Annotated in this window: 15 protein-coding genes, 1 tRNA gene and 1 riboswitch; of the genes, 12 read left to right on the top strand and 4 right to left on the bottom strand. The window is 70.5% G+C overall.

Annotation, left to right across the window (positions count from 1 at the left end):
- The first annotated feature begins 50 nt into the window (after nucleotides 1-50).
- The 8 genes from ACWC91_RS20620 (at nucleotide 51) to ACWC91_RS20585 (ending at nucleotide 9287) form a co-directional block, all read left to right on the top strand.
- Nucleotides 51-1100: a LysM peptidoglycan-binding domain-containing protein gene (locus ACWC91_RS20620; protein WP_225074819.1), complete on the top strand. Its 1050-nt coding sequence runs from the start codon at nucleotides 51-53 to the stop codon at nucleotides 1098-1100.
- 182 nt (nucleotides 1101-1282) lie between these two features.
- Nucleotides 1283-1450, top strand: a riboswitch (cyclic di-AMP (ydaO/yuaA leader).
- A 4-nt stretch (nucleotides 1451-1454) separates the two neighbouring features.
- Nucleotides 1455-2177, top strand: coding sequence for a LysM peptidoglycan-binding domain-containing protein (locus ACWC91_RS20615; RefSeq protein WP_225074820.1), 723 nt, complete (start codon nucleotides 1455-1457; stop codon nucleotides 2175-2177).
- A gap of 248 nt (nucleotides 2178-2425) precedes the next feature.
- Nucleotides 2426-3712, top strand: coding sequence for a phosphopyruvate hydratase (gene eno, locus ACWC91_RS20610; protein ID WP_225074821.1), 1287 nt, complete (start codon nucleotides 2426-2428; stop codon nucleotides 3710-3712).
- 162 nt (nucleotides 3713-3874) lie between these two features.
- A complete protein-coding gene (locus ACWC91_RS20605; RefSeq protein ID WP_225074822.1) occupies nucleotides 3875-4351 on the top strand; it encodes an FtsB family cell division protein in 477 nt (158 codons plus the stop codon).
- Nucleotides 4352-4376: 25 nt separating this feature from the next.
- Nucleotides 4377-4982, top strand: a complete 606-nt coding sequence (locus ACWC91_RS20600) for a DUF501 domain-containing protein (protein ID WP_450642069.1) — start codon at nucleotides 4377-4379, stop codon at nucleotides 4980-4982.
- Nucleotides 4979-5920 (top strand): Ppx/GppA phosphatase family protein, encoded by a 942-nt coding sequence (locus ACWC91_RS20595; RefSeq protein ID WP_225074824.1) that lies wholly within the window; start codon nucleotides 4979-4981, stop codon nucleotides 5918-5920. The genes ACWC91_RS20600 and ACWC91_RS20595 overlap by 4 nt, the downstream gene beginning before the upstream one ends.
- Nucleotides 5921-6361: 441 nt before the next feature.
- Nucleotides 6362-7744: an NAD(P)/FAD-dependent oxidoreductase gene (locus ACWC91_RS20590; protein WP_225074825.1), complete on the top strand. Its 1383-nt coding sequence runs from the start codon at nucleotides 6362-6364 to the stop codon at nucleotides 7742-7744.
- 232 nt (nucleotides 7745-7976) lie between these two features.
- Entirely contained in the window at nucleotides 7977-9287 is a 1311-nt protein-coding gene (locus ACWC91_RS20585; protein ID WP_225074904.1) for an SAM-dependent methyltransferase, read from the top strand.
- A 256-nt stretch (nucleotides 9288-9543) separates the two neighbouring features.
- Here the strand turns inward: ACWC91_RS20585 and ACWC91_RS20580 are convergent, their stop codons facing one another.
- Both ACWC91_RS20580 and ACWC91_RS20575 read right to left on the bottom strand, forming a co-directional pair.
- Nucleotides 9544-12075, bottom strand: a complete 2532-nt coding sequence (locus tag ACWC91_RS20580; RefSeq protein ID WP_450642071.1) for an ABC transporter permease — start codon at nucleotides 12073-12075, stop codon at nucleotides 9544-9546.
- A 61-nt stretch (nucleotides 12076-12136) separates the two neighbouring features.
- A complete protein-coding gene (locus ACWC91_RS20575; protein WP_281154476.1) occupies nucleotides 12137-12937 on the bottom strand; it encodes an ABC transporter ATP-binding protein in 801 nt (266 codons plus the stop codon).
- Between the two features lie 426 nt (nucleotides 12938-13363).
- On the opposite strand from ACWC91_RS20575, the gene ACWC91_RS20570 reads away from it, so the two are divergent.
- The 3 genes from ACWC91_RS20570 (at nucleotide 13364) to ACWC91_RS20560 (ending at nucleotide 16080) form a co-directional block, all read left to right on the top strand.
- Nucleotides 13364-13450: transfer RNA gene (locus ACWC91_RS20570), tRNA-Leu, on the top strand.
- A 337-nt stretch (nucleotides 13451-13787) separates the two neighbouring features.
- On the top strand, nucleotides 13788-14963 hold the full coding sequence (locus tag ACWC91_RS20565; RefSeq protein WP_281154477.1) for a 4-hydroxybenzoate 3-monooxygenase: 1176 nt from the start codon (nucleotides 13788-13790) through the stop codon (nucleotides 14961-14963).
- A 205-nt stretch (nucleotides 14964-15168) separates the two neighbouring features.
- On the top strand, nucleotides 15169-16080 hold the full coding sequence (locus ACWC91_RS20560) for a Bax inhibitor-1/YccA family protein (protein WP_141360415.1): 912 nt from the start codon (nucleotides 15169-15171) through the stop codon (nucleotides 16078-16080).
- A gap of 123 nt (nucleotides 16081-16203) precedes the next feature.
- Here ACWC91_RS20560 and ACWC91_RS20555 read toward each other — a convergent pair whose 3' ends face one another.
- A complete protein-coding gene (locus tag ACWC91_RS20555; protein WP_141360416.1) occupies nucleotides 16204-16431 on the bottom strand; it encodes a DUF4287 domain-containing protein in 228 nt (75 codons plus the stop codon).
- Between the two features lie 98 nt (nucleotides 16432-16529).
- Between ACWC91_RS20555 and ACWC91_RS20550 the strand changes: the two genes are divergently transcribed.
- The gene (locus ACWC91_RS20550) at nucleotides 16530-16841 is read left to right on the top strand and encodes a hypothetical protein (protein ID WP_225074830.1); all 312 of its coding nucleotides are present in this window, start codon (nucleotides 16530-16532) and stop codon (nucleotides 16839-16841) included.
- Between the two features lie 60 nt (nucleotides 16842-16901).
- Here the strand turns inward: ACWC91_RS20550 and ACWC91_RS20545 are convergent, their stop codons facing one another.
- Nucleotides 16902-17723 (bottom strand): hypothetical protein, encoded by an 822-nt coding sequence (locus ACWC91_RS20545; protein ID WP_376500186.1) that lies wholly within the window; start codon nucleotides 17721-17723, stop codon nucleotides 16902-16904.
- Between the last annotated feature and the right edge of the window lie 255 nt (nucleotides 17724-17978).

Here is a 17978-nt window from a genome sequence, read left to right as displayed (position 1 = left end):
GAGTCTGCGGTCGCCACGCGGGTCACCGCTGTCGCACGAAAGGTCTCCGCATGCTCTCCGGGAACGGTCGTCACCGTCGGCCCCGTCAGGCTCCGGCCCTCCTCGTCGCAGCCGGAGTGACCGGATCCGCCATCGCCATCCCACTGATCGGCGCCGGCGGCGCCAGCGCGGCCGACGGCAACGCGTGGGACAAGGTGGCCAAGTGCGAGAGTGGCGGCGCCTGGAGCGCCGACACCGGCAACGGCTACTACGGCGGCCTCCAGTTGACGCAGGACGACTGGGAGAAGTACGGCGGCCTCGACTACGCCTCGAGCGCCGACCAGGCCAGCCGTTCCCAGCAGATAGCCGTGGCCGAGAAGCTGCTCGCCGACAAGGGTCCCGGCGCCTGGCCGACGTGCGGGCTGCTCTCCGGGCTCAGCAAGAAGTCCGGGGCGGCGAAGGTCGACACCGGCGTGGGTGATTCGTCCGGATCCTCCAACTCCTCCGGAAAGTCCCTCACGGACGACCTCGGCCTGTCCGACTCGTCACAGACGTCGTCGGGCGATACGTCCGGTTCGTCCGACTCGTCGGATGTCGACCCTGGTTCGACCGATTCCTCCGGCTCGTCGGTCGCGTCCCCCACCACGTCCTCCCCTTCGCCGTCCTCGCCCGCCAAGAAGGGCGAGCAGGCCGAGTCCGACGCGTCCTCCGATGTCGCGGCGGGCGGGTCGCAGTCGCCCGCCGCCTCGCCCTCGGTCACGGCGCAGCCGGACTACACGGACAACTCGTGGCAGGTCGGCGGCACTTCGGCCCTGGTCGACACCGGCGCACTCAGCGGTGGGCGGCACCGCGGCGGCAGTGCCGTCGAGGACCCGGCCGACAGCCACTCGACCGCCTCCTCCGGCCGTCACGCCTCCCGTGGTGGCTCCGCGCGCGCCGTCGTCGCCGACTCCTACACCGTCCGCGCCGGCGACTCCCTCGAGTCCATCGCCGACTCCCTTGACCTCCCGGGCGGATGGGACGCGCTGTACGCGGCGAACAAGGGGGCGATCGGGTCCGACCCGAATCACATCTCCGCCGGTCAGACCCTGAATGTCCCTACCGAAACGCCCCAAAAGTAGGCGGAGTTCACGCCACGCTTCGCGCTGAATGTCCCATTCGGGGAAAGTGTGGGATGAGTCTCAGAAGCCCTGATCGTCTTTGGAATTCGGCGAAGCGCATGCCTACGGTCGTGACCGCTCGTCACCGCGAGCCCCGGCTGCCGCAACGCCGAATCCTGCCAGCGGCCGCACGGGAACAGTCGTCGCGTCAAGCGCCGTGGGCAGGAGCGGGGGACCCAAGGTAAGTGCCGCGCCGGGCAGTTGACCGGAGCGGCTAGGGGTGGAGCCGTGCCTCGTGTACGAGGCACGGCCGGGCAACTCAACCGGCCCGAACCCGACAGCTCACCTCGCAGGCGTCGGTGAGGGGATCCATCCATGCTGTTCTCCAGCAAGGGCAAGCACCGCCGTACGTCCAGGACCACCCGTGTCATCGCGCTCGCCGGTGTCGCCGGCGCCGCAGTCGCCGCCCCGCTGATGGCGGTCGGCAACGCCTCCGCCGCCACCGCCTCCGAGTGGGACGCGGTCGCCCAGTGCGAGTCCGGCGGCAACTGGTCCATCAACACCGGCAACGGCTTCTACGGCGGCCTCCAGTTCACCAACTCCACCTGGGCCGGGTACGGCGGCACCGCCTACGCGTCGCGCGCCGACCTGGCCTCCAAGTCGCAGCAGATAACCGTCGCCGAGAAGGTCCTCGCGGGCCAGGGCAAGGGCGCCTGGCCGGTCTGCGGCAAGGGCCTGTCCGGCGCCGCCTACACCGGCAGCGCCCCCTCGTCCTCCTCCTCGTCGGCGTCGGCGTCTTCCTCTTCGTCGTCGTCGAGCGGCAGCTCCGCCAAGAGCACCACCACCCGCTCGACCGAGCAGCAGGCCGCCAACCGCTCCGCGACGCGCCCCGCCCCGAGCAGGACCGTCACCACGCCCAACGGCGAGAAGGTCAAGAAGGGCGACGGCGAGTACAAGGTGGTCTCCGGCGACACCCTCAGCTCCATCGCCGCCGAGCACGGCGTCCAGGGCGGCTGGAAGAAGCTGTTCGAGCTGAACAAGAACATCATCGACAACGCCGACCTCATCTACCCGGGCCAGCAGCTCCACCTGAAGTAAGGGCCCGTACCGCCCTTCATGGGCCCCCGCCCCGGCGTGTTCCCCCCTACGCGCCGGGGCGGGTTCTTTTCGTCTCCCGCACACCCGGCCGTTCCCGAACCTTCCCCTTCCCTTTGTTCCGAGCGGGAACAAAGGGTACCGTCACTCTGTCCACGAGGCGGTCGGTCGGCCGGTCGCCGCCCCGGGACGGTTAGGCTCTAGGCGCAAGGCTCACGCCCCGCACTTCCAGCGTCACATCCCAGAAGGAGATGCTCGTGCCGTCCATCGACGTCGTCGTAGCCCGGGAAATCCTGGACTCCCGAGGCAACCCCACGGTCGAGGTCGAGGTCGGCCTCGACGACGGCAGCACCGGTCGTGCCGCCGTCCCCTCCGGCGCCTCCACCGGTGCCTTCGAGGCCATCGAGCTCCGTGACGGCGACCCCAACCGCTACCAGGGCAAGGGCGTCGAGAAGGCCGTCCTCGCCGTGATCGAGCAGATCGGCCCGGAGCTCGTCGGTTACGACGCCACCGAGCAGCGCCTGATCGACCAGGCCATGTTCGACCTGGACGCCACCGACAACAAGGGCTCGCTGGGCGCCAACGCCATCCTCGGCGTCTCCCTCGCCGTCGCCCACGCCGCCTCCGAGGCCTCGGACCTCCCCCTCTTCCGCTACCTGGGCGGTCCGAACGCGCACCTGCTGCCGGTGCCGATGATGAACATCCTGAACGGCGGCTCGCACGCCGACTCCAACGTGGACATCCAGGAGTTCATGATCGCCCCGATCGGCGCGGAGTCCTTCTCCGAGGCCCTGCGCTGGGGCACCGAGGTCTACCACACGCTGAAGAAGGTCCTGAAGAGCAAGGGCCTGTCCACCGGCCTCGGCGACGAGGGCGGCTTCGCCCCGAACCTCGGCTCCAACCGCGAGGCCCTCGACCTGATCCTCGAGGCGATCAAGGAAGCCGGCTACGCCCCCGGCGAGCAGATCGCCCTCGCGCTCGACGTCGCCGCCTCCGAGTTCTACAAGGACGGCAAGTACGTCTTCGAGGGCAAGGAGCGCTCGGCGGCGGAGATGACCGAGTACTACGAGGAGCTGGTGGCCGCCTACCCGCTCGTCTCCATCGAGGACCCGCTGTTCGAGGACGACTGGGCCGGCTGGAAGGTCATCACCGACAAGCTCGGCGACAAGGTCCAGCTCGTCGGCGACGACCTGTTCGTCACCAACCCCGAGCGCCTCGCCCGCGGCATCGAGGACGGCGCCGCCAACGCGCTGCTCGTGAAGGTGAACCAGATCGGTTCGCTCACCGAGACCCTGGACGCCGTCGAGCTGGCCCAGCGCAGCGGCTTCAAGTGCATGATGTCCCACCGCTCCGGCGAGACCGAGGACGTCACGATCGCCGACCTGGCCGTCGCCACCAACTGCGGCCAGATCAAGACCGGCGCCCCGGCCCGCTCCGAGCGCGTCGCCAAGTACAACCAGCTGCTGCGCATCGAGGAGATCCTCGACGACGCCGCGGTGTACGCCGGCCGCTCGGCCTTCCCGCGCTTCAAGGGCTGAGCCGCTTCGAGGGCCGAGCCGTTCCGGGGGCCGAGCCGCCCCGGAGGCTGAGCCGCGAAGCGTAAGGCTTCGCCAGTCGCACGTACGTCCCCGTACCCGGTCCCGTACCGTGTCCGGGGACGTACGCACGTGTGTGCACGGGCACGAACGGGAGGCGGGACGATGGCCGTCAAGGACCGGGACCGGTTCTCCACCACGACCAGGCTCAAGCTGCTCGGTGAGCAGACGGCGGCCCGTGTCTACCGTTCGCAGACCCGCCGCCAGGCCCGCCGCTCCCGTCTCACAGGCCGCGCGGCGCTGCTCGTGCTGGTGCTCTGCTCGATGGTGGTCGCCCTGGCCTACCCGATGCGGCAGTACGTCACCCAGCGCGCCGACATCGCCGACCTGCAACGGCAGAAGCGGCAGGCCCAGCAGCGGGTGGAACAACTGCGCGACCTCAAGGCACGCTGGCAGGACGACGCCTACGCCGAGCAGCAGATCCGGCGGCGGCTGCACTACGTGAAGCCCGGGGAGACCGGCTACGTCGTGGTCGACCCGGGCCCGGCCGAGCGGTCCCGCGCCGAGCGGGGGACGGCCCGCCGCCCCTGGTACGCCAACGTCTGGGACGGGGTCGACAAGTCCGACGCCTCCGACCAGTGAACTGACAGAGAGACATACGCAAGGCATGGAAACCCCACCGCCGCCCACCGAGCGCAGCAAACCCACCGAGGCGGACGTCGAGGCCTTCAAGCAGCAGCTCGGGCGGCCGCCGCGCGGGCTGCGCGCGATCGCGCACCGCTGCCCCTGCGGTCAGCCCGACGTCGTGGAGACGGCCCCGCGGCTGCCCGACGGCACGCCCTTCCCCACGCTGTACTACCTGACGTGCCCGCGCGCCGCCTCGGCCATCGGCACGCTGGAGGCCGACGGCGTGATGAAGGAGATGACGGAGCGGCTGGCCACCGACCCGGAGCTGGCGGCCGCGTACCGGGCCGCGCACGAGGACTACATCCGGCGCCGGGACGAGATCGAGGCGCTGACGGGCTTCCCCAGCGCGGGCGGCATGCCGGACCGGGTGAAGTGCCTGCACGTCCTGGTCGCCCACTCGCTGGCCGCCGGGCCGGGCGTGAACCCGCTCGGTGACGAGGCGATCGCGATGCTGCCCGAGTGGTGGCGCAAGGGCCCGTGCGTGACGCCCGCGGCGCCGTCGTCCGGCGAGGGGCGGCAGGCCGAGGCCTCCGAGGACGGCGGGTTCGCCGCCGGGCCCGCCGGGACCGAGGAGGACCGCGCATGACCCGGGTCGCCGCCGTCGACTGCGGTACGAACTCCATCCGTCTGCTGGTCGCGGACGCCGACCCGGCGACGGGCGAACTTCTGGAGCTGGACCGGCGCATGACCATCGTGCGGCTCGGCCAGGGCGTGGACCGCACCGGCCGGCTCGCCCCCGAGGCGCTGGAGCGGACCTTCGCGGCCTGCCGGGAGTACGCCGAGGCCATCAAGGAGTACGGCGCCGAGCGGCTGCGTTTCGTGGCCACCTCCGCCTCCCGGGACGCCGAGAACCGGGACGAGTTCGTGCGCGGGGTGATGGACATCCTCGGCGTCGAGCCCGAGGTGATCTCCGGTGACCAGGAGGCGGAGTTCTCCTTCACCGGTGCGACGAAGGAGCTGACGGGCCGTGCGGACCTCGCCCGGCCCTTCCTGGTGGTGGACATCGGCGGCGGCTCGACCGAGTTCGTCGTGGGCGACGACCACGTCCGCGCGGCGCGCTCGGTGGACGTGGGCTGCGTCCGCATGACGGAACGTCACCTGGTGCGGGACGGGGTGGTCACGGACCCGCCGACCGAGGAGCAGATCGTCGCCATACGGGCCGACATCGAGGCCGCGCTCGACCTCGCCGAGGAAACGGTCCCGCTGCGCGAGGCGCACACCCTGGTGGGCCTGGCCGGCTCGGTGACGACGGTGTCGGCGATCGCGCAGGGGCTGCCCGCGTACGACTCGGCGGCCATCCACCACTCCCGCGTCTCCCGCGAGCGCGTCCGCGAGATCAGCGACCGCCTGCTGCACTCCACGCACGCCGAGCGCGCGGCGATCCCCTCCATGCACCCGGGCCGTGTCGACGTCATCGGCGCGGGCGCCCTGGTCCTGCTGGCGATCATGGAGCGCATCGGCGCGCGGGAGGTCGTCGTCAGCGAACACGACATCCTCGACGGCATCGCGTGGTCCGTGGCGTAGGCTCGTCCGCCCTGGTTCTACTGGCCGGTAGCATCCGGTTGGGCAGTCCGGATACGGTGTGAGCGCACCCGGGGGGGCCGCCGTACGCCTCTCGGTGACGCTCCGCCAGGAAAACTTCGTGAAGTTCTTCACAAGGAATTCGGCCCTGTCAAGGGCCGAAAGGGCCTCCGGCGACCTTTTCGGGGTCTCAGCAGGCAGAAAACCGTGCTCGGGTGAGCGTCGGGAAGCGGTTCCGGAAGGGTCGCGGGGCCCCTCCGTGGGGGACCTTTTTCGGTCAGAGGAGCAGCTCACGCGGCCTTGACAACGGTCCGAACCGGACGGGGGCCGCCTGCCGCCGCCAGGGCCTGGCGAGCAGGGGGCGCGGAGTTTAGCACAGGGCCTGCCCAACCTTGTGAAGGGGCGCACGAGCGACCCCCCTGAGGCAGGTGGATACTCGATGCCATGAGCACCACGGAGCGTCCCAGGATCCTCGTAGTAGGCGGTGGGTACGTAGGCCTGTACGCAGCTCGGCGCATCCTCAAGAAGATGCGCTACGGAGAGGCGACCGTCACGGTCGTCGACCCCCGTTCGTACATGACCTACCAGCCCTTCCTCCCCGAAGCCGCAGCCGGCAGCATCTCCCCCCGGCACGTCGTCGTCCCGCTGCGACGCGTGCTGCCCAAGGCGGAGGTCCTCACCGGCCGGGTCACCACCATCGACCAGGACCGGAAGGTCGCCACGATCGCCCCGCTGGTCGGCGAGGCGTACGAGCTGCCCTTCGACTACCTCGTCATCGCGATGGGCGCGGTGTCCCGCACCTTCCCGATCCCGGGCCTGGCCGAGCAGGGCATCGGCATGAAGGGCATCGAGGAGTCCATCGGCCTGCGCAACCACGTCCTGGAGCAGCTCGACAAGGCCGACTCCACCACGGACGAGGAGATCCGCCGCAAGGCGCTCACCTTCGTGTTCATCGGCGGTGGCTTCGCCGGCGCCGAGACCATCGGTGAGGTCGAGGACATGGCCCGGGACGCGGCCAAGTACTACAACAACGTGTCCCGCGAGGACATGCGCTTCGTCCTCGTCGACGCCGCCGACAAGATCCTCCCCGAGGTCGGCCCGAAGCTCGGCCAGTACGGCAAGGAGCACCTCGAGGGCCGCGGTGTGGAGGTCTACCTCTCCACCTCCATGGAGTCCTGCGTCGACGGCCACGTGGTGCTGAAGAACGGCCTCGAGGTCGACTCCAACACGATCGTGTGGACCGCGGGCGTCAAGCCCAACCCGGCACTGGCCCGCTTCGGCCTGCCGCTCGGCCCGCGCGGTCACGTGGACGCCCAGCCGACCCTCCAGGTGACCGGCACCGACTACATCTGGGCCGCCGGTGACAACGCCCAGGTTCCGGACCTCGTAGGCCGCAAGGCGGGCAACGAGAACGCCTGGTGCCCGCCGAACGCCCAGCACGCGCTGCGCCAGGCCAAGGTCCTCGGCGACAACGTGATCTCCCAGATGCGGGGCTTCCCGCAGAAGGACTACGAGCACGCCAACAAGGGCGCGGTCGCGGGTCTCGGCCTGCACAAGGGCGTCGCGATGATCGTCATGGGCAAGATGAAGATCAAGCTCAAGGGTCGCCTCGCCTGGTACATGCACCGCGGCTACCACGGCATGGCCATGCCGACCTGGAACCGCAAGATCCGTATCTTCGCCGACTGGACCCTCGCCATGTTCCTCAAGCGCGAGGTCGTCTCCCTCGGCGCCATGGAGAACCCCCGCGACGAGTTCTACGAGGCCGCCAAGCCCGCGCCGGTGCCCGCCGCGAGCAAGACCGAGGAGAAGGCCAAGGCCTCCTGACCTTCAGGCCGTAGGTCTTCGGGCCTCCCGGTCCGACGAACGAACCGAAGGACCTCCCGCCATCCGTGGTGCGGGAGGTCCTTCGGCGTTCCGCGCGGCGTGACCCAGAGCCGTTGCGGTGGAACGCTGGTGTTTGCCCAGTCGTAACTCCATTGCGGGACTGCGCCCGGCGCGTCCCGGTGTTTACGTGGTGGATGACATTCCGGCGTTCGTCGTCATGGAGGTGTGCACCATGCCCGATGCCGCGCTGCGGCTCACACGACTCCTCGAACAGCTGCTGGGGTCCCCGCTTCCCCTGCGCATTCGCGCCTGGGACGGTTCCGAAGCGGGGCCGCCGGACACACCGATGCTCGTCGTACGCAATCGCCGGGCCCTGCGCCGGCTGCTCTTCAAGCCGGGCGAACTGGGCCTGGCCCGTGCCTGGGTGGCCGGCGACCTGACCGTCGAGGGCGACCTCTACGCCGCCCTGGAACTGCTCTCGGGCCTGATCTGGGAGCGGGACGAGGACGCCCGCGGCCTCACCGCGACGCTGCGCGACCCGCAGGCCCGCGCCGCCGTCCGCGGGCTGGTGAAGCTGGCCGGCCCGCCGCTGCCGCCCGCCCCGCCCCGCGAGGAGGTCCCCAGGCGCCACGGCCACCTGCACACCCGACGCCGCGACAAGAGCGCCATCAGCCACCACTACGACGTCGGCAACGACTTCTACGAGCTCGTCCTCGGCCCCTCCATGGTGTACTCCTGCGCCTACTGGCCGGCCCCCGAACCCCTCGCCACCCTCGAACAGGCCCAGCACGACAAGCTCGAACTGATCTCACGCAAGCTGGACCTGAAGCCCGGTCAGCGGCTCCTCGACGTCGGCTGCGGCTGGGGATCCATGGCCGTCCACGCGGCCCGCGAGCACGGCGTGGGCGTCGTCGGCGTCACCCTGTCCCGGGAACAGGCGGCGTACGCCCGCAAGCGCGTCGCCGACGAGGGGCTCACCGACCGGGTGGAGATCCGCGTCCAGGACTACCGGGACGTGCAGGACGGTCCCTACGACGCGATCTCCTCCATCGGCATGGCCGAACACGTCGGCGCCGTACGCTACCTGGAGTACGCGCGTGAGCTGCACGCCCTGCTGAAGCCCGGCGGACGGCTGCTCAACCACCAGATCGGCCGCCGCCCGCAGCGGGACGAATCGTCGTACCGCGTGGACGACTTCATCGACGCCTACGTCTTCCCGGACGGCGAGCTCGCACCCGTCGGCACCACCGTCACCCAGTTGGAGCGGGCCGGCTTCGAGGTGCGTGACGTGGAGTCGATCCGCGAGCACTACGCGCTCACCCTGCGCCGCTGGGTGGCCAACCTGGAGGCGGACTGGGTCCGGGCCACGCGCCTGACCAGTCCCGGCCGCGCCCGCGTCTGGCGCCTGTACATGGCGGCCTCCGCGCTCGCCTTCGAACGCAACCGCATCGGCGTCAACCAGGTGCTGGCCGTGCGGACTCCCGGATCCGGTGACTCGGGGATGCCGCTGCGGGCCCGTACCTGGGGCGCGCCCGCCGCCTAGCGCTGCGACCGGAGAGGTTCACCGGCTCGCGGCGCCCGGCACGGCACCTCGCCGCGTTGTCGCATCACCCGAGCACATCCAGTACGCGGGTAATGCTCCGCCTTGCGATGCTCCCCCACGGCCTGAACGGCGTGGGAGGTACCCCCGCACCGGACGCCGCGAGCTTCCCGGCAAACCTTTCCGGTCACAGCACCAGCGCACACGCCGAAGGGGCCCCTTCCGCCATGGAAGGGGCCCCTTCGGCACGGAGGCGCCGCTACTCGGACTTGATGGCCTGGAGCATGTTCAGCCGCGCCGCGCGCCGGGCCGGCCACAGCGCCGCCAGCACGCCGACCGCCGCCGCGAGCAGCAGGAAGACGGCCAGCCGCGACCAGGGCAGGACCAGTTCGTACGTCGACAGACTGGAGCCCAGCAGCTCACCGGCCGCCCAGCCGAAGAACACGCCGAGCCCGATGCCGAGGACGCCGCCGAACAGGGAGATCACCAGGGACTCCAGGCGGACCATCCGCTTGATGCCCTTGCGGTCCAGGCCGATGGCGCGGAGCATGCCGATCTCCTGGGAGCGCTCGAACACCGACATCGCCAGGGTGTTGATGACGCCGAGGACCGCGACGATGACCGCCATGGCCAGCAGGCCGTAGAGCAGGTTCAGCATCAGGGTGAAGATCTGCGCGATGCCGTTGGAGATGTCCTTCTTGTCCTGGATCTTGATCGCCGGGTTGGAGCCGAGGGCATTCACCAGCCGGTCCTTGGCCGCGTCGGACGCCCCGCCGGAGGTCTTGACCATGACCTGCATGTCGTTCGGGCGGGGCTGGTGCGGCGTGAGGGTGGCGTTGTCGAGCATGATCCCGCGGATCATCTCGTTGCCCTCGTAGACCCCGGCGACGGTCAGGCGCTGCTTCTTGCCGTCCTCGAAGGAGGCGGTGAAGACCGAACCGGCCTTCCAGTCGTGCGACTTGGCGGTCTTGGCGTCCACGACGACCTTCGTGCCGCCGACCGTGAAGGAGCCGTCGTCCACCCGGAGATCGGTCAGCTCGCCGATCGCCTTGCCGTTCACCCCGGTGAGGAACTCGGTCTGCCCGTCGATGCGGGAGGGCGCGTTGCGCAGCGGGCTGGTGGCCGTCACGCCCTCGGCGGCGCGCAGCTTGCTGTCGACGTCCGGGGAGAGGAAGTTGCCGTTCGCCATCGACACCACGTAGTCGGCGCGGATCGCGGACGAGGCCATCTTGTCGATCGCGTGCTGGAGGCTGCCCGCCATCACCGTCATGCCGGTGATGAGGGTCAGGCCGATCATCAGCGCGGACGCGGTGGCCGCCGTACGGCGCGGGTTGCGCACCGAGTTCTGCCGGGCCAGCTTGCCGGAGACGCCGAAGGCGCGCAGGACGGGGGCCGCGGCGGCGATCAGCGGACGGGACAGCAGCGGGGTCAGGATGAACACGCCGATGATCAGCAGCACCGCGCCGATACCCATGGGCGCCTGGGCGGCCTCGATGTCGTTCATCGAGGTGGCCACCAGGACCACGGCGACACCGGCGGCCGAGAACAGGGCACCGATGGTGTTGCGCAGTACCAGCGACTTGGTGGTCGCCTGCGCGTGCAGGCTGCTCATCGCCGCCACCGGCGGGATCTTGGCGGCCCGGCGGCCGGGCAGCCACGCGGCCAGCATGGTCACGAGGACGCCGACCGCGAGGGCGGCGGCCACGGTGCCGGGTGTGACGACCAGCGGCCCGTCGGGCACGGTGGCGCCCATCGAGCCCAGCAGGGACTTCAGCCCGGCGCCGATGCCGATGCCCGCGACCAGACCCGTCACGGCGGCCACCGCGCCCACCAGGAACGCCTCGATCAGCACGGACCGGGTGACCTGCCGGCGGGAGGCGCCGACCGCGCGCAGCAGCGCCAGCTCCTTGGTGCGCTGGGCGACCAGCATGGTGAAGGTGTTGGCGATGATGAACGTACCGACGAACAGCGCGATGCCGGCGAAGACCAGCAGGCCCTGACGCAGTCCGCTCATCGAGTCCGAGATCATCCGCGCCTGGTCGTCGGCGAGCTGCTCGGCGGTGGTCGTCTCGGTCTTCCCCTTCGGCAGCACCCGGTCCAGCTGCGCCTTCAGCGCCGTCTGGCTGGTGCCCGCCTTCGCCCGCACGTCGATCTCGTCGTACGTGCCCGGCTTGCCGAACAGCTTCTGGGCGGTCGCCGTGTCGAACAGGGCGAGGCTGCCGCCGGCGGCGACGTTGCCGTCGTCGGTGGTGAAGACGCCGCTGACGGTGGGCGTCAGGACGGGGCCGTCGACGGAGACGCGGATGGTGTCGCCGACCTTGTACCCGGCGCGCCGGGCGGTCTCGGAGTCGATGAGGACCTGGCCCTCGCCGTGCGGGGCGGTGCCGGACTTCAGCGGGTAGCGGGGGTCGTCCGAGCCCCAGTAGTTCCCGCCCTGCGACTGGAAGCCGCCGCCGATCAGCTTGCCGTCCTTGTCGGCGATCGCGGTGAAGCCCTGCACGACGCCGATGGCGGAGCCCGCGCCGGGGACGCGGGCGCTCTCGTCCAGCAGCGCCTGGGTCAGCTCGGGCCGCCGGCCGACCTGGTCGCCCTTGCTCTGCTGGAACTTGGCCCGCACGGCCACGTCGACATGGTCGAAGCCCTTGGCGGAACTCTTCTGGAACGCGTTCGAGATGGTGTTGGTGAAGACCAGGGTCCCCGACACGAAGGCGACGCCGAGCATCACGGCGAGCACGGTCATGAGGAGCCGGGCCTTGTGCGCGAGTACGTTGCGCAAGGCTGTGCGGAACATGGGTTCGTCTCAGTCCAGGGTGTACGAGTGGGTGGCGAGGGGGCGGGAGGCGGGCGGGACGTCAGCCGGCGCTGCTCTTGCCGTCGGACTCGGGGGTCCGGAGGTTCCCCCCGGGAAGACGCCGCATGAGGTCGAGGACCGCGTCCGCCGTGGGTTCGTACACCTCGTCCACGATCCGCCCGTCCGCGAGGAACACCACCCGGTCCGCGTACGCCGCGGCCACCGGGTCGTGGGTCACCATCACCACCGTCTGGCCCAGCTCGCGCACGGAGTTGCGCAGGAAGCCGAGCACCTCGGCCCCGGCGCGCGAGTCGAGGTTCCCGGTGGGCTCGTCACCGAAGATGATCTCCGGCTTGGCGGCCAGCGCCCGGGCGACGGCGACGCGCTGCTGCTGACCGCCGGACAGCTGGGAGGGCCGGTGGCCCAGCCGGTCGGCGAGCCCGACCATCGCGATCACGGAGTCGAGCCACTTCTGGTCCGGCTTGCGGCCGGCGATGTCCATCGGAAGGGTGATGTTCTCCAGGGCCGTGAGCGTCGGCAGCAGGTTGAACGCCTGGAAGATGAAGCCGATCTTGTCCCGGCGCAACTTGGTGAGCTGCTTGTCCTTCAGTGAACCCAGCTCGGTGTCGCCGATGCGCACCGAACCGGAGGAGAACGTGTCCAGGCCCGCCACGCAGTGCATCAGCGTGGACTTTCCGGACCCGGAGGGGCCCATGATCGCGGTGAACTCGGCCTGCCGGAAGTCGACGGAGACCCGGTCGAGGGCGACCACCTGGGTCTCGCCCTGTCCGTAGATCTTCGACAGATCCGTGGCACGCGCGGCCACGGCGGTGGTCGGGCCGGCGATGGAGGAGGTGGTCACGGGTGGGCGCTCCTGACGGGACGAAGTTCGCGGGACGTAGACCATCGTCGCTGCCGATCGGGCCCGTGCAGTCAGCCGCTGTTCCCGTTCCGGGGGCCGACTGGGGTCGGACCGGGGCCCGGGCACGTCATACCTGGGGATGAGGGCCGTCCCTGATACCTGGGCATGAGGGCCGTCTCCGGGACGCGTCCTGCGGGCCGGATCGTCGAGAACAGGTGGAGCCCCCTGGTTCGGACGGTGAAATTCCGTCATTCCACGTGCGCGTCCGGCGCTCGCCCGCAAGGCTGTTGGCAAGTGCCGATGGCCACCCCCGAGCGCTGATGCTCCCTCAGTTACCAATAAAATAAGACAACATGAGTCCACCCGCCCACTGTTCGGGGAAGGTGTCCCGATAGGGTCGGAGCCGCAGCGCGGAGCCCATGGCCTGCCCGGATGGTGGAAAGCAGACACGGCGAGCTTAAACCTCGCTGCCCCTTCGCGGGCGTGCCGGTTCAAGTCCGGCTCCGGGCACCACCGCGTCACGCACGGTCCGGTCGGCGGGCCGTGCCTCGCGGCGGGAGGGCGGGTCCGAGCAGGCCTCCCCGCATCCGGGGCCCGCGCGCCCTCACGTCACCTCATCCGCGTCAGCGCGCTTCTGCACGCGCGAACCCCCGTCGACGCGGGCACTCATCGACGCGAACCCTCATTGACGCGGACAACCATTGACATCGGATCGGTCCGGACGGAAACTCAGGGGCACATCACAGTGAAAGAAATTTCACCAGGCGAACACCAGAACACCCTGCCGTCCGTTCAGTCAGCCACCCCGTCATCCACCCAGGCGACGACGCCCATCCGAAGGGAACGACCGATGCGCACCACCGTCGGCATCATTGGAGCCGGACCGGCCGGCCTGCTCCTCGCCCGGCTGCTCCACAACGCCGGGATCGACTCGGTCGTCCTGGAAAGCCGCGACCGCGCCTACGTCGAGCACCGGCAGCGGGCCGGGATCCTGGAGCAGGGCACCGTGGACGTGCTGCGCGCGGCCGGGGCGGGGGAGCGGATGGACCGCGAGGGGCTGCGGCACGACGGGATCGAGCTGCGCTTCGACCGGCGCCGGCACCGCGTCGACTTCCCCGCGCTCACCGGTGGGCGGTCGGTGATGGTCTACGCACAGACCGAGGTCTGCAAGGACCTCATCGCCCTGCAGCTCGACGAGGGCGGCCCACTGCTGTTCGAGGCGGAGGCGCTGGCCGTGGAGGGGGCGGAGGGCGACCGCCCCTCCATCCCGTTCCGCCACGAGGGGCGCGAGGACGTCCTCGAGTGCGACTACGTCGTCGGGTGCGACGGCTTCTGGGGCGTGGCCCGCAAGGCCGTCCCCGCCTCGCTCTCCCGGGTGTTCGAGCGGACGTACCCCTTCGGCTGGCTCGGCATCCTCGCCGACGTGGCCCCCTCGCACGACGAGCTGGTCTACGCCCGCCACGACCGGGGGTTCGCCCTGCTGTCCATGCGCTCCCCGTCCGTCTCCCGCCTCTACCTCCAGGTGCCCGCGGACACCGACGCCGAGGCCTGGAGCGACGAGGAGATCTGGGACGAGCTCGAACGGCGGCTGGAGACCGACGACGACTGGGCCCTGCACCGCGGCCCGATCACCCAGAAGTCGGTGACCCCGATGCGCTCCTACGTCCACGAGCCCATGCGCCACGGCCGCCTGTTCCTGGCCGGGGACGCCGCCCACATCGTGCCGCCGACCGGGGCCAAGGGGCTGAACCTCGCCGTCGGCGACGTCGTCACCTTCGCCCGGGCGCTCGTCCACGAGAAGGAGACGGGCTCCGCCGAACTCCTCGACGCCTACTCGGAGACCTGCCTGAGGCGCGTCTGGCAGGCCGAGCGCTTCAGCTACGACATGACCACGATGCTGCACCGCGACCCGGACGCCACCGCCTTCGAGGGACGGCTGCAACTGGCCCGGCTGGACCGGATCGGCTCCTGCCGGGCCGCCGAGACCGACCTCGCCGAGAGCTACACCGGGTTCCCGATCGGCTGACGGACACCCGGGTGGTCTCCGGCCGGTTCCGGACGTGTTCCGGGTCGGTCATGAACGGGGCCCTCCCTGGCCGGGAATCATGCGGCGACGTAGCGTGTTCCGCAGCATGGCGAGGGAAAGATCCTCCCGAGGTACTAGGGTCAGCCCTTTGCCTTTCCATTACTCTTGAGGCCAAGGCCGCGCCGTGCGGCCATGGAGGAGTGAGATGAGGAGCAGAAACCCGGTCTTCTCGCGACGGGGGTTCAGCCGCGACAACGGCTACGCGGGCTTCAACGCCGCGCCGCAGGCCGGGGGTCCCGCTGTCGGCACGCAGGGCAATCCGTACGCGCAGGGCAACCCGTACGCCCAGCCGAGCGGCAACCCCTACGCGCAGAACCCTTACGCTCAGCAAGACCTTCAGCAGGGCGCGCCGCCGCAGGCCCCGGCCACCACCGGCCGGATGACGATGGACGACGTCGTCCTGCGCACCGCGTCCACGCTCGGCACCCTGGTCGTGACGGCCGCGCTCGCCTGGGCGCTGCTGCCGGTCGACAGCGCCAACATCAACCGTTCCTACGGGATCGGTGTAGGCGCCATGGTGATCGGCATGGTCCTGGCTCTGGTGCAGTCGTTCAAGCGCAAGGCCTCACCCGCGCTGATCCTGACCTACGCCGCGGTCGAGGGCGTGTTCCTCGGCGTCGTCTCCAACATCGTCGACACCCACGTCGCCAGTGGCGCCGCCATGCAGGCCGTGATCGGCACGATGGCCGTCTTCGTCGGCGTCCTGCTGGCGTACAAGGCGGGCTGGATCCGCGTCACCCGCCGGTTCTACGGCTTCGTGATGGCGGCGGCGCTCGGCTTCGTGCTCCTCATGGCGGTCAACCTGCTGTTCGCGGTGTTCGGCGGCGGTGACGGCCTCGGCTTCCGCAGTGGCCCGCTCGGCATCCTCTTCGGTGTCATCGGCATCATCCTCGGCGCCTGCTTCCTTGCGCTGGACTTCAAGCAGGTCGAGGACGGCATCGCCTACGGCGCGCCGCGCGAGGAGGCCTGGCTCGCGGCCTTCGGCCTCACGCTGACGCTGGTGTGGATCTACATGGAGTTCCTGCGTCTCATCGCGATCCTCAACCAGAGCGACTAGTCCACAGCGCACCTCGCGCCGGACGAACGCGACGAACGCAAGGGCCCCGGGTCTCCCCGGGGCCCTTCGTCGTTCCGGCACCGTGTCCGTCCGGCGGCACCGGCGCTGCGCTGCGCTGCACGCCTAGAGCAGCTTGCGCGCGGCCCTCCTCAGGTCGTACTCGTGGATGAGCGCCTTGGCGTGGCCGTACGCGAGGTCGTGCTCGTGGCGGAGCCAGCTGACCTTCTCCTCGAAGCGGAGCGCGGGGCCTTCTTCGACGGTGCGCAGCCAGTCGGAGATATCACGACCGGTGCAGTGGGGGATGCGGGCGAGCAGATTGCGATGGGTCTCTTCGGAGAAGACTTGGGACATCGGCGCCTCCGGACGCATTCGAAGCCGGTCCTTCACGTCACCGTGCCTGAGGGTTCGCGTATTGGCAACAGTCGTGCCGCGACGCGTAGTCTCGCGGCGTGGTTGACACGACATCTCTGACCCGGGCAGTGGATCACTTCGCCGACCGCCTCAGGGCGGCGCCGCAGAGCCGGCTGCAACGGGCGGGTGCAGCGGAGGCGCTGGCACTGGCCAGGGAGTTCGCCCGGCGGGCCCAGCTCGCCGAGTGCCCCGGGTGCGAGCCGCGGGAGATGCCCGACGCGGGGATGTTCGCGGCGGCGGACCAGGTCACGGTCGCCGGGCACGACCTGGCGCTCGTACTGAAGACCGACGACGAGGTCGAGGAGGCCGTACGTCTGGTGCAGGAGGCGCTGAAGCGGGCCGGGGTCTGAGCCGCGGACCTGGTCCGGGGCGGACGGGGCGCTGACGCGAGTGGGAGCCGGCGGCCCCCGCTACAGCGACGCGATGACCCGGTCCGCCAGGATGTACACCTGCTCGGTACCGCAGGTGAAGGTGAGCGTGTAGGCGCCGGAGACGCCCGAACCGCCGAGCAGCACCGGGGTCTCGCCCGCGCGCAGGGCGTCGGCCAGGCGTTCCGCGGTCTCGCGGTGTCCCGGGGTCATGCACAGGGTCGTACCGTCGGCGAAGACGTAGACGTCGAGGGTGCCCAGCGGGCCCGGGCGGACGTCGGCGAGTTCCACGCGGGACTCGGCCAGGTCCTCCAGCGTGGCGAGCGTCTGCTCGTGGTCGCCTCCGACGGGCGACGAGTGCGGGGTGAAGTCCGGATGCGAGGGGTGCCGGCGGCGGGCCGCGGCCAGCTCCGGGGACTCGCCGGACGTACCGCCCTGGACGTAGTCCGCCCCGGAGAGCTCGTCGGTCTCCGGGGCGGGCTCGGCCACCGGCTCCAGGTGCTCGAGGCCGGTGAAGTCGGACTGCCGGGGCAGGAACAGCTCGCTGTCGGGGAGCCCGAGCAGGGAGGGCGCGTCGGCGGCGTCGCGCGCCTCCTGGGCGGCCCAGAAGGCGCGCGCCTCGGCCAGCTCCCGCTCCCGCTCCTCGGAGAGCGCCTGCACCACGGCGGCACGTATCTGCTCCGCGTCCGCGTGGCTGCGGGCTGCGGGAACCAGTGCGCGCGCGGTGGCGGCGTGGTTCTCCGCGAGCTGGGTGTGCAGGGCCGCGACCTGGCGGCGCAGCACCCACAAGGCGCGCAGGACGGCGACGCCCACGGCGCCGGTGGCGGCCGTGGTGAGCAGCAAGGCGATCGGCATGGCGCTCACTGACGTACTCCCGGGTTCAAGGTCGACCCCCGACTTCCTACATCAGCTTGAAGGGCGGACTATCCAAGTGTCAGTGCGTAATGTCACGAAACGGACAGAATTATGGTCCGATGCGGCCCCGGGGCCCTCTGGGGTAAAGCGCTGACCTGCGTAAACCTCCGCGCCGAGGGAGATAGGTCACATCCTGAGGGAGATTGGATCACAAAATGGCCCGGAACCAAGGGGTTTCTTGGATTCCGGGCCATTCAGTCACAG

The sequence above is a fragment of the Streptomyces sp. NPDC001204 genome (assembly GCF_053598035.1).
This window is presented reverse-complemented; position numbering and strand designations above follow the sequence as displayed.

Coding starts and splice junctions, on each gene's coding strand:
- ACWC91_RS20600 (WP_450642069.1), top strand. CDS start 4,377: ATGGAAACCCCACCGCCGCCCACCGAGCGCAGCAAACCCACCGAGGCG.
- eno (WP_225074821.1), top strand. CDS start 2,426: ATGCTCGTGCCGTCCATCGACGTCGTCGTAGCCCGGGAAATCCTGGAC.
- ACWC91_RS20595 (WP_225074824.1), top strand. CDS start 4,979: ATGACCCGGGTCGCCGCCGTCGACTGCGGTACGAACTCCATCCGTCTG.
- ACWC91_RS20585 (WP_225074904.1), top strand. CDS start 7,977: ATGCCCGATGCCGCGCTGCGGCTCACACGACTCCTCGAACAGCTGCTG.
- ACWC91_RS20615 (WP_225074820.1), top strand. CDS start 1,455: ATGCTGTTCTCCAGCAAGGGCAAGCACCGCCGTACGTCCAGGACCACC.
- ACWC91_RS20560 (WP_141360415.1), top strand. CDS start 15,169: ATGAGGAGCAGAAACCCGGTCTTCTCGCGACGGGGGTTCAGCCGCGAC.
- ACWC91_RS20605 (WP_225074822.1), top strand. CDS start 3,875: ATGGCCGTCAAGGACCGGGACCGGTTCTCCACCACGACCAGGCTCAAG.
- ACWC91_RS20555 (WP_141360416.1), bottom strand. CDS start 16,431: ATGTCCCAAGTCTTCTCCGAAGAGACCCATCGCAATCTGCTCGCCCGC.
- ACWC91_RS20590 (WP_225074825.1), top strand. CDS start 6,362: ATGAGCACCACGGAGCGTCCCAGGATCCTCGTAGTAGGCGGTGGGTAC.
- ACWC91_RS20565 (WP_281154477.1), top strand. CDS start 13,788: ATGCGCACCACCGTCGGCATCATTGGAGCCGGACCGGCCGGCCTGCTC.
- ACWC91_RS20580 (WP_450642071.1), bottom strand. CDS start 12,075: ATGTTCCGCACAGCCTTGCGCAACGTACTCGCGCACAAGGCCCGGCTC.
- ACWC91_RS20620 (WP_225074819.1), top strand. CDS start 51: ATGCTCTCCGGGAACGGTCGTCACCGTCGGCCCCGTCAGGCTCCGGCC.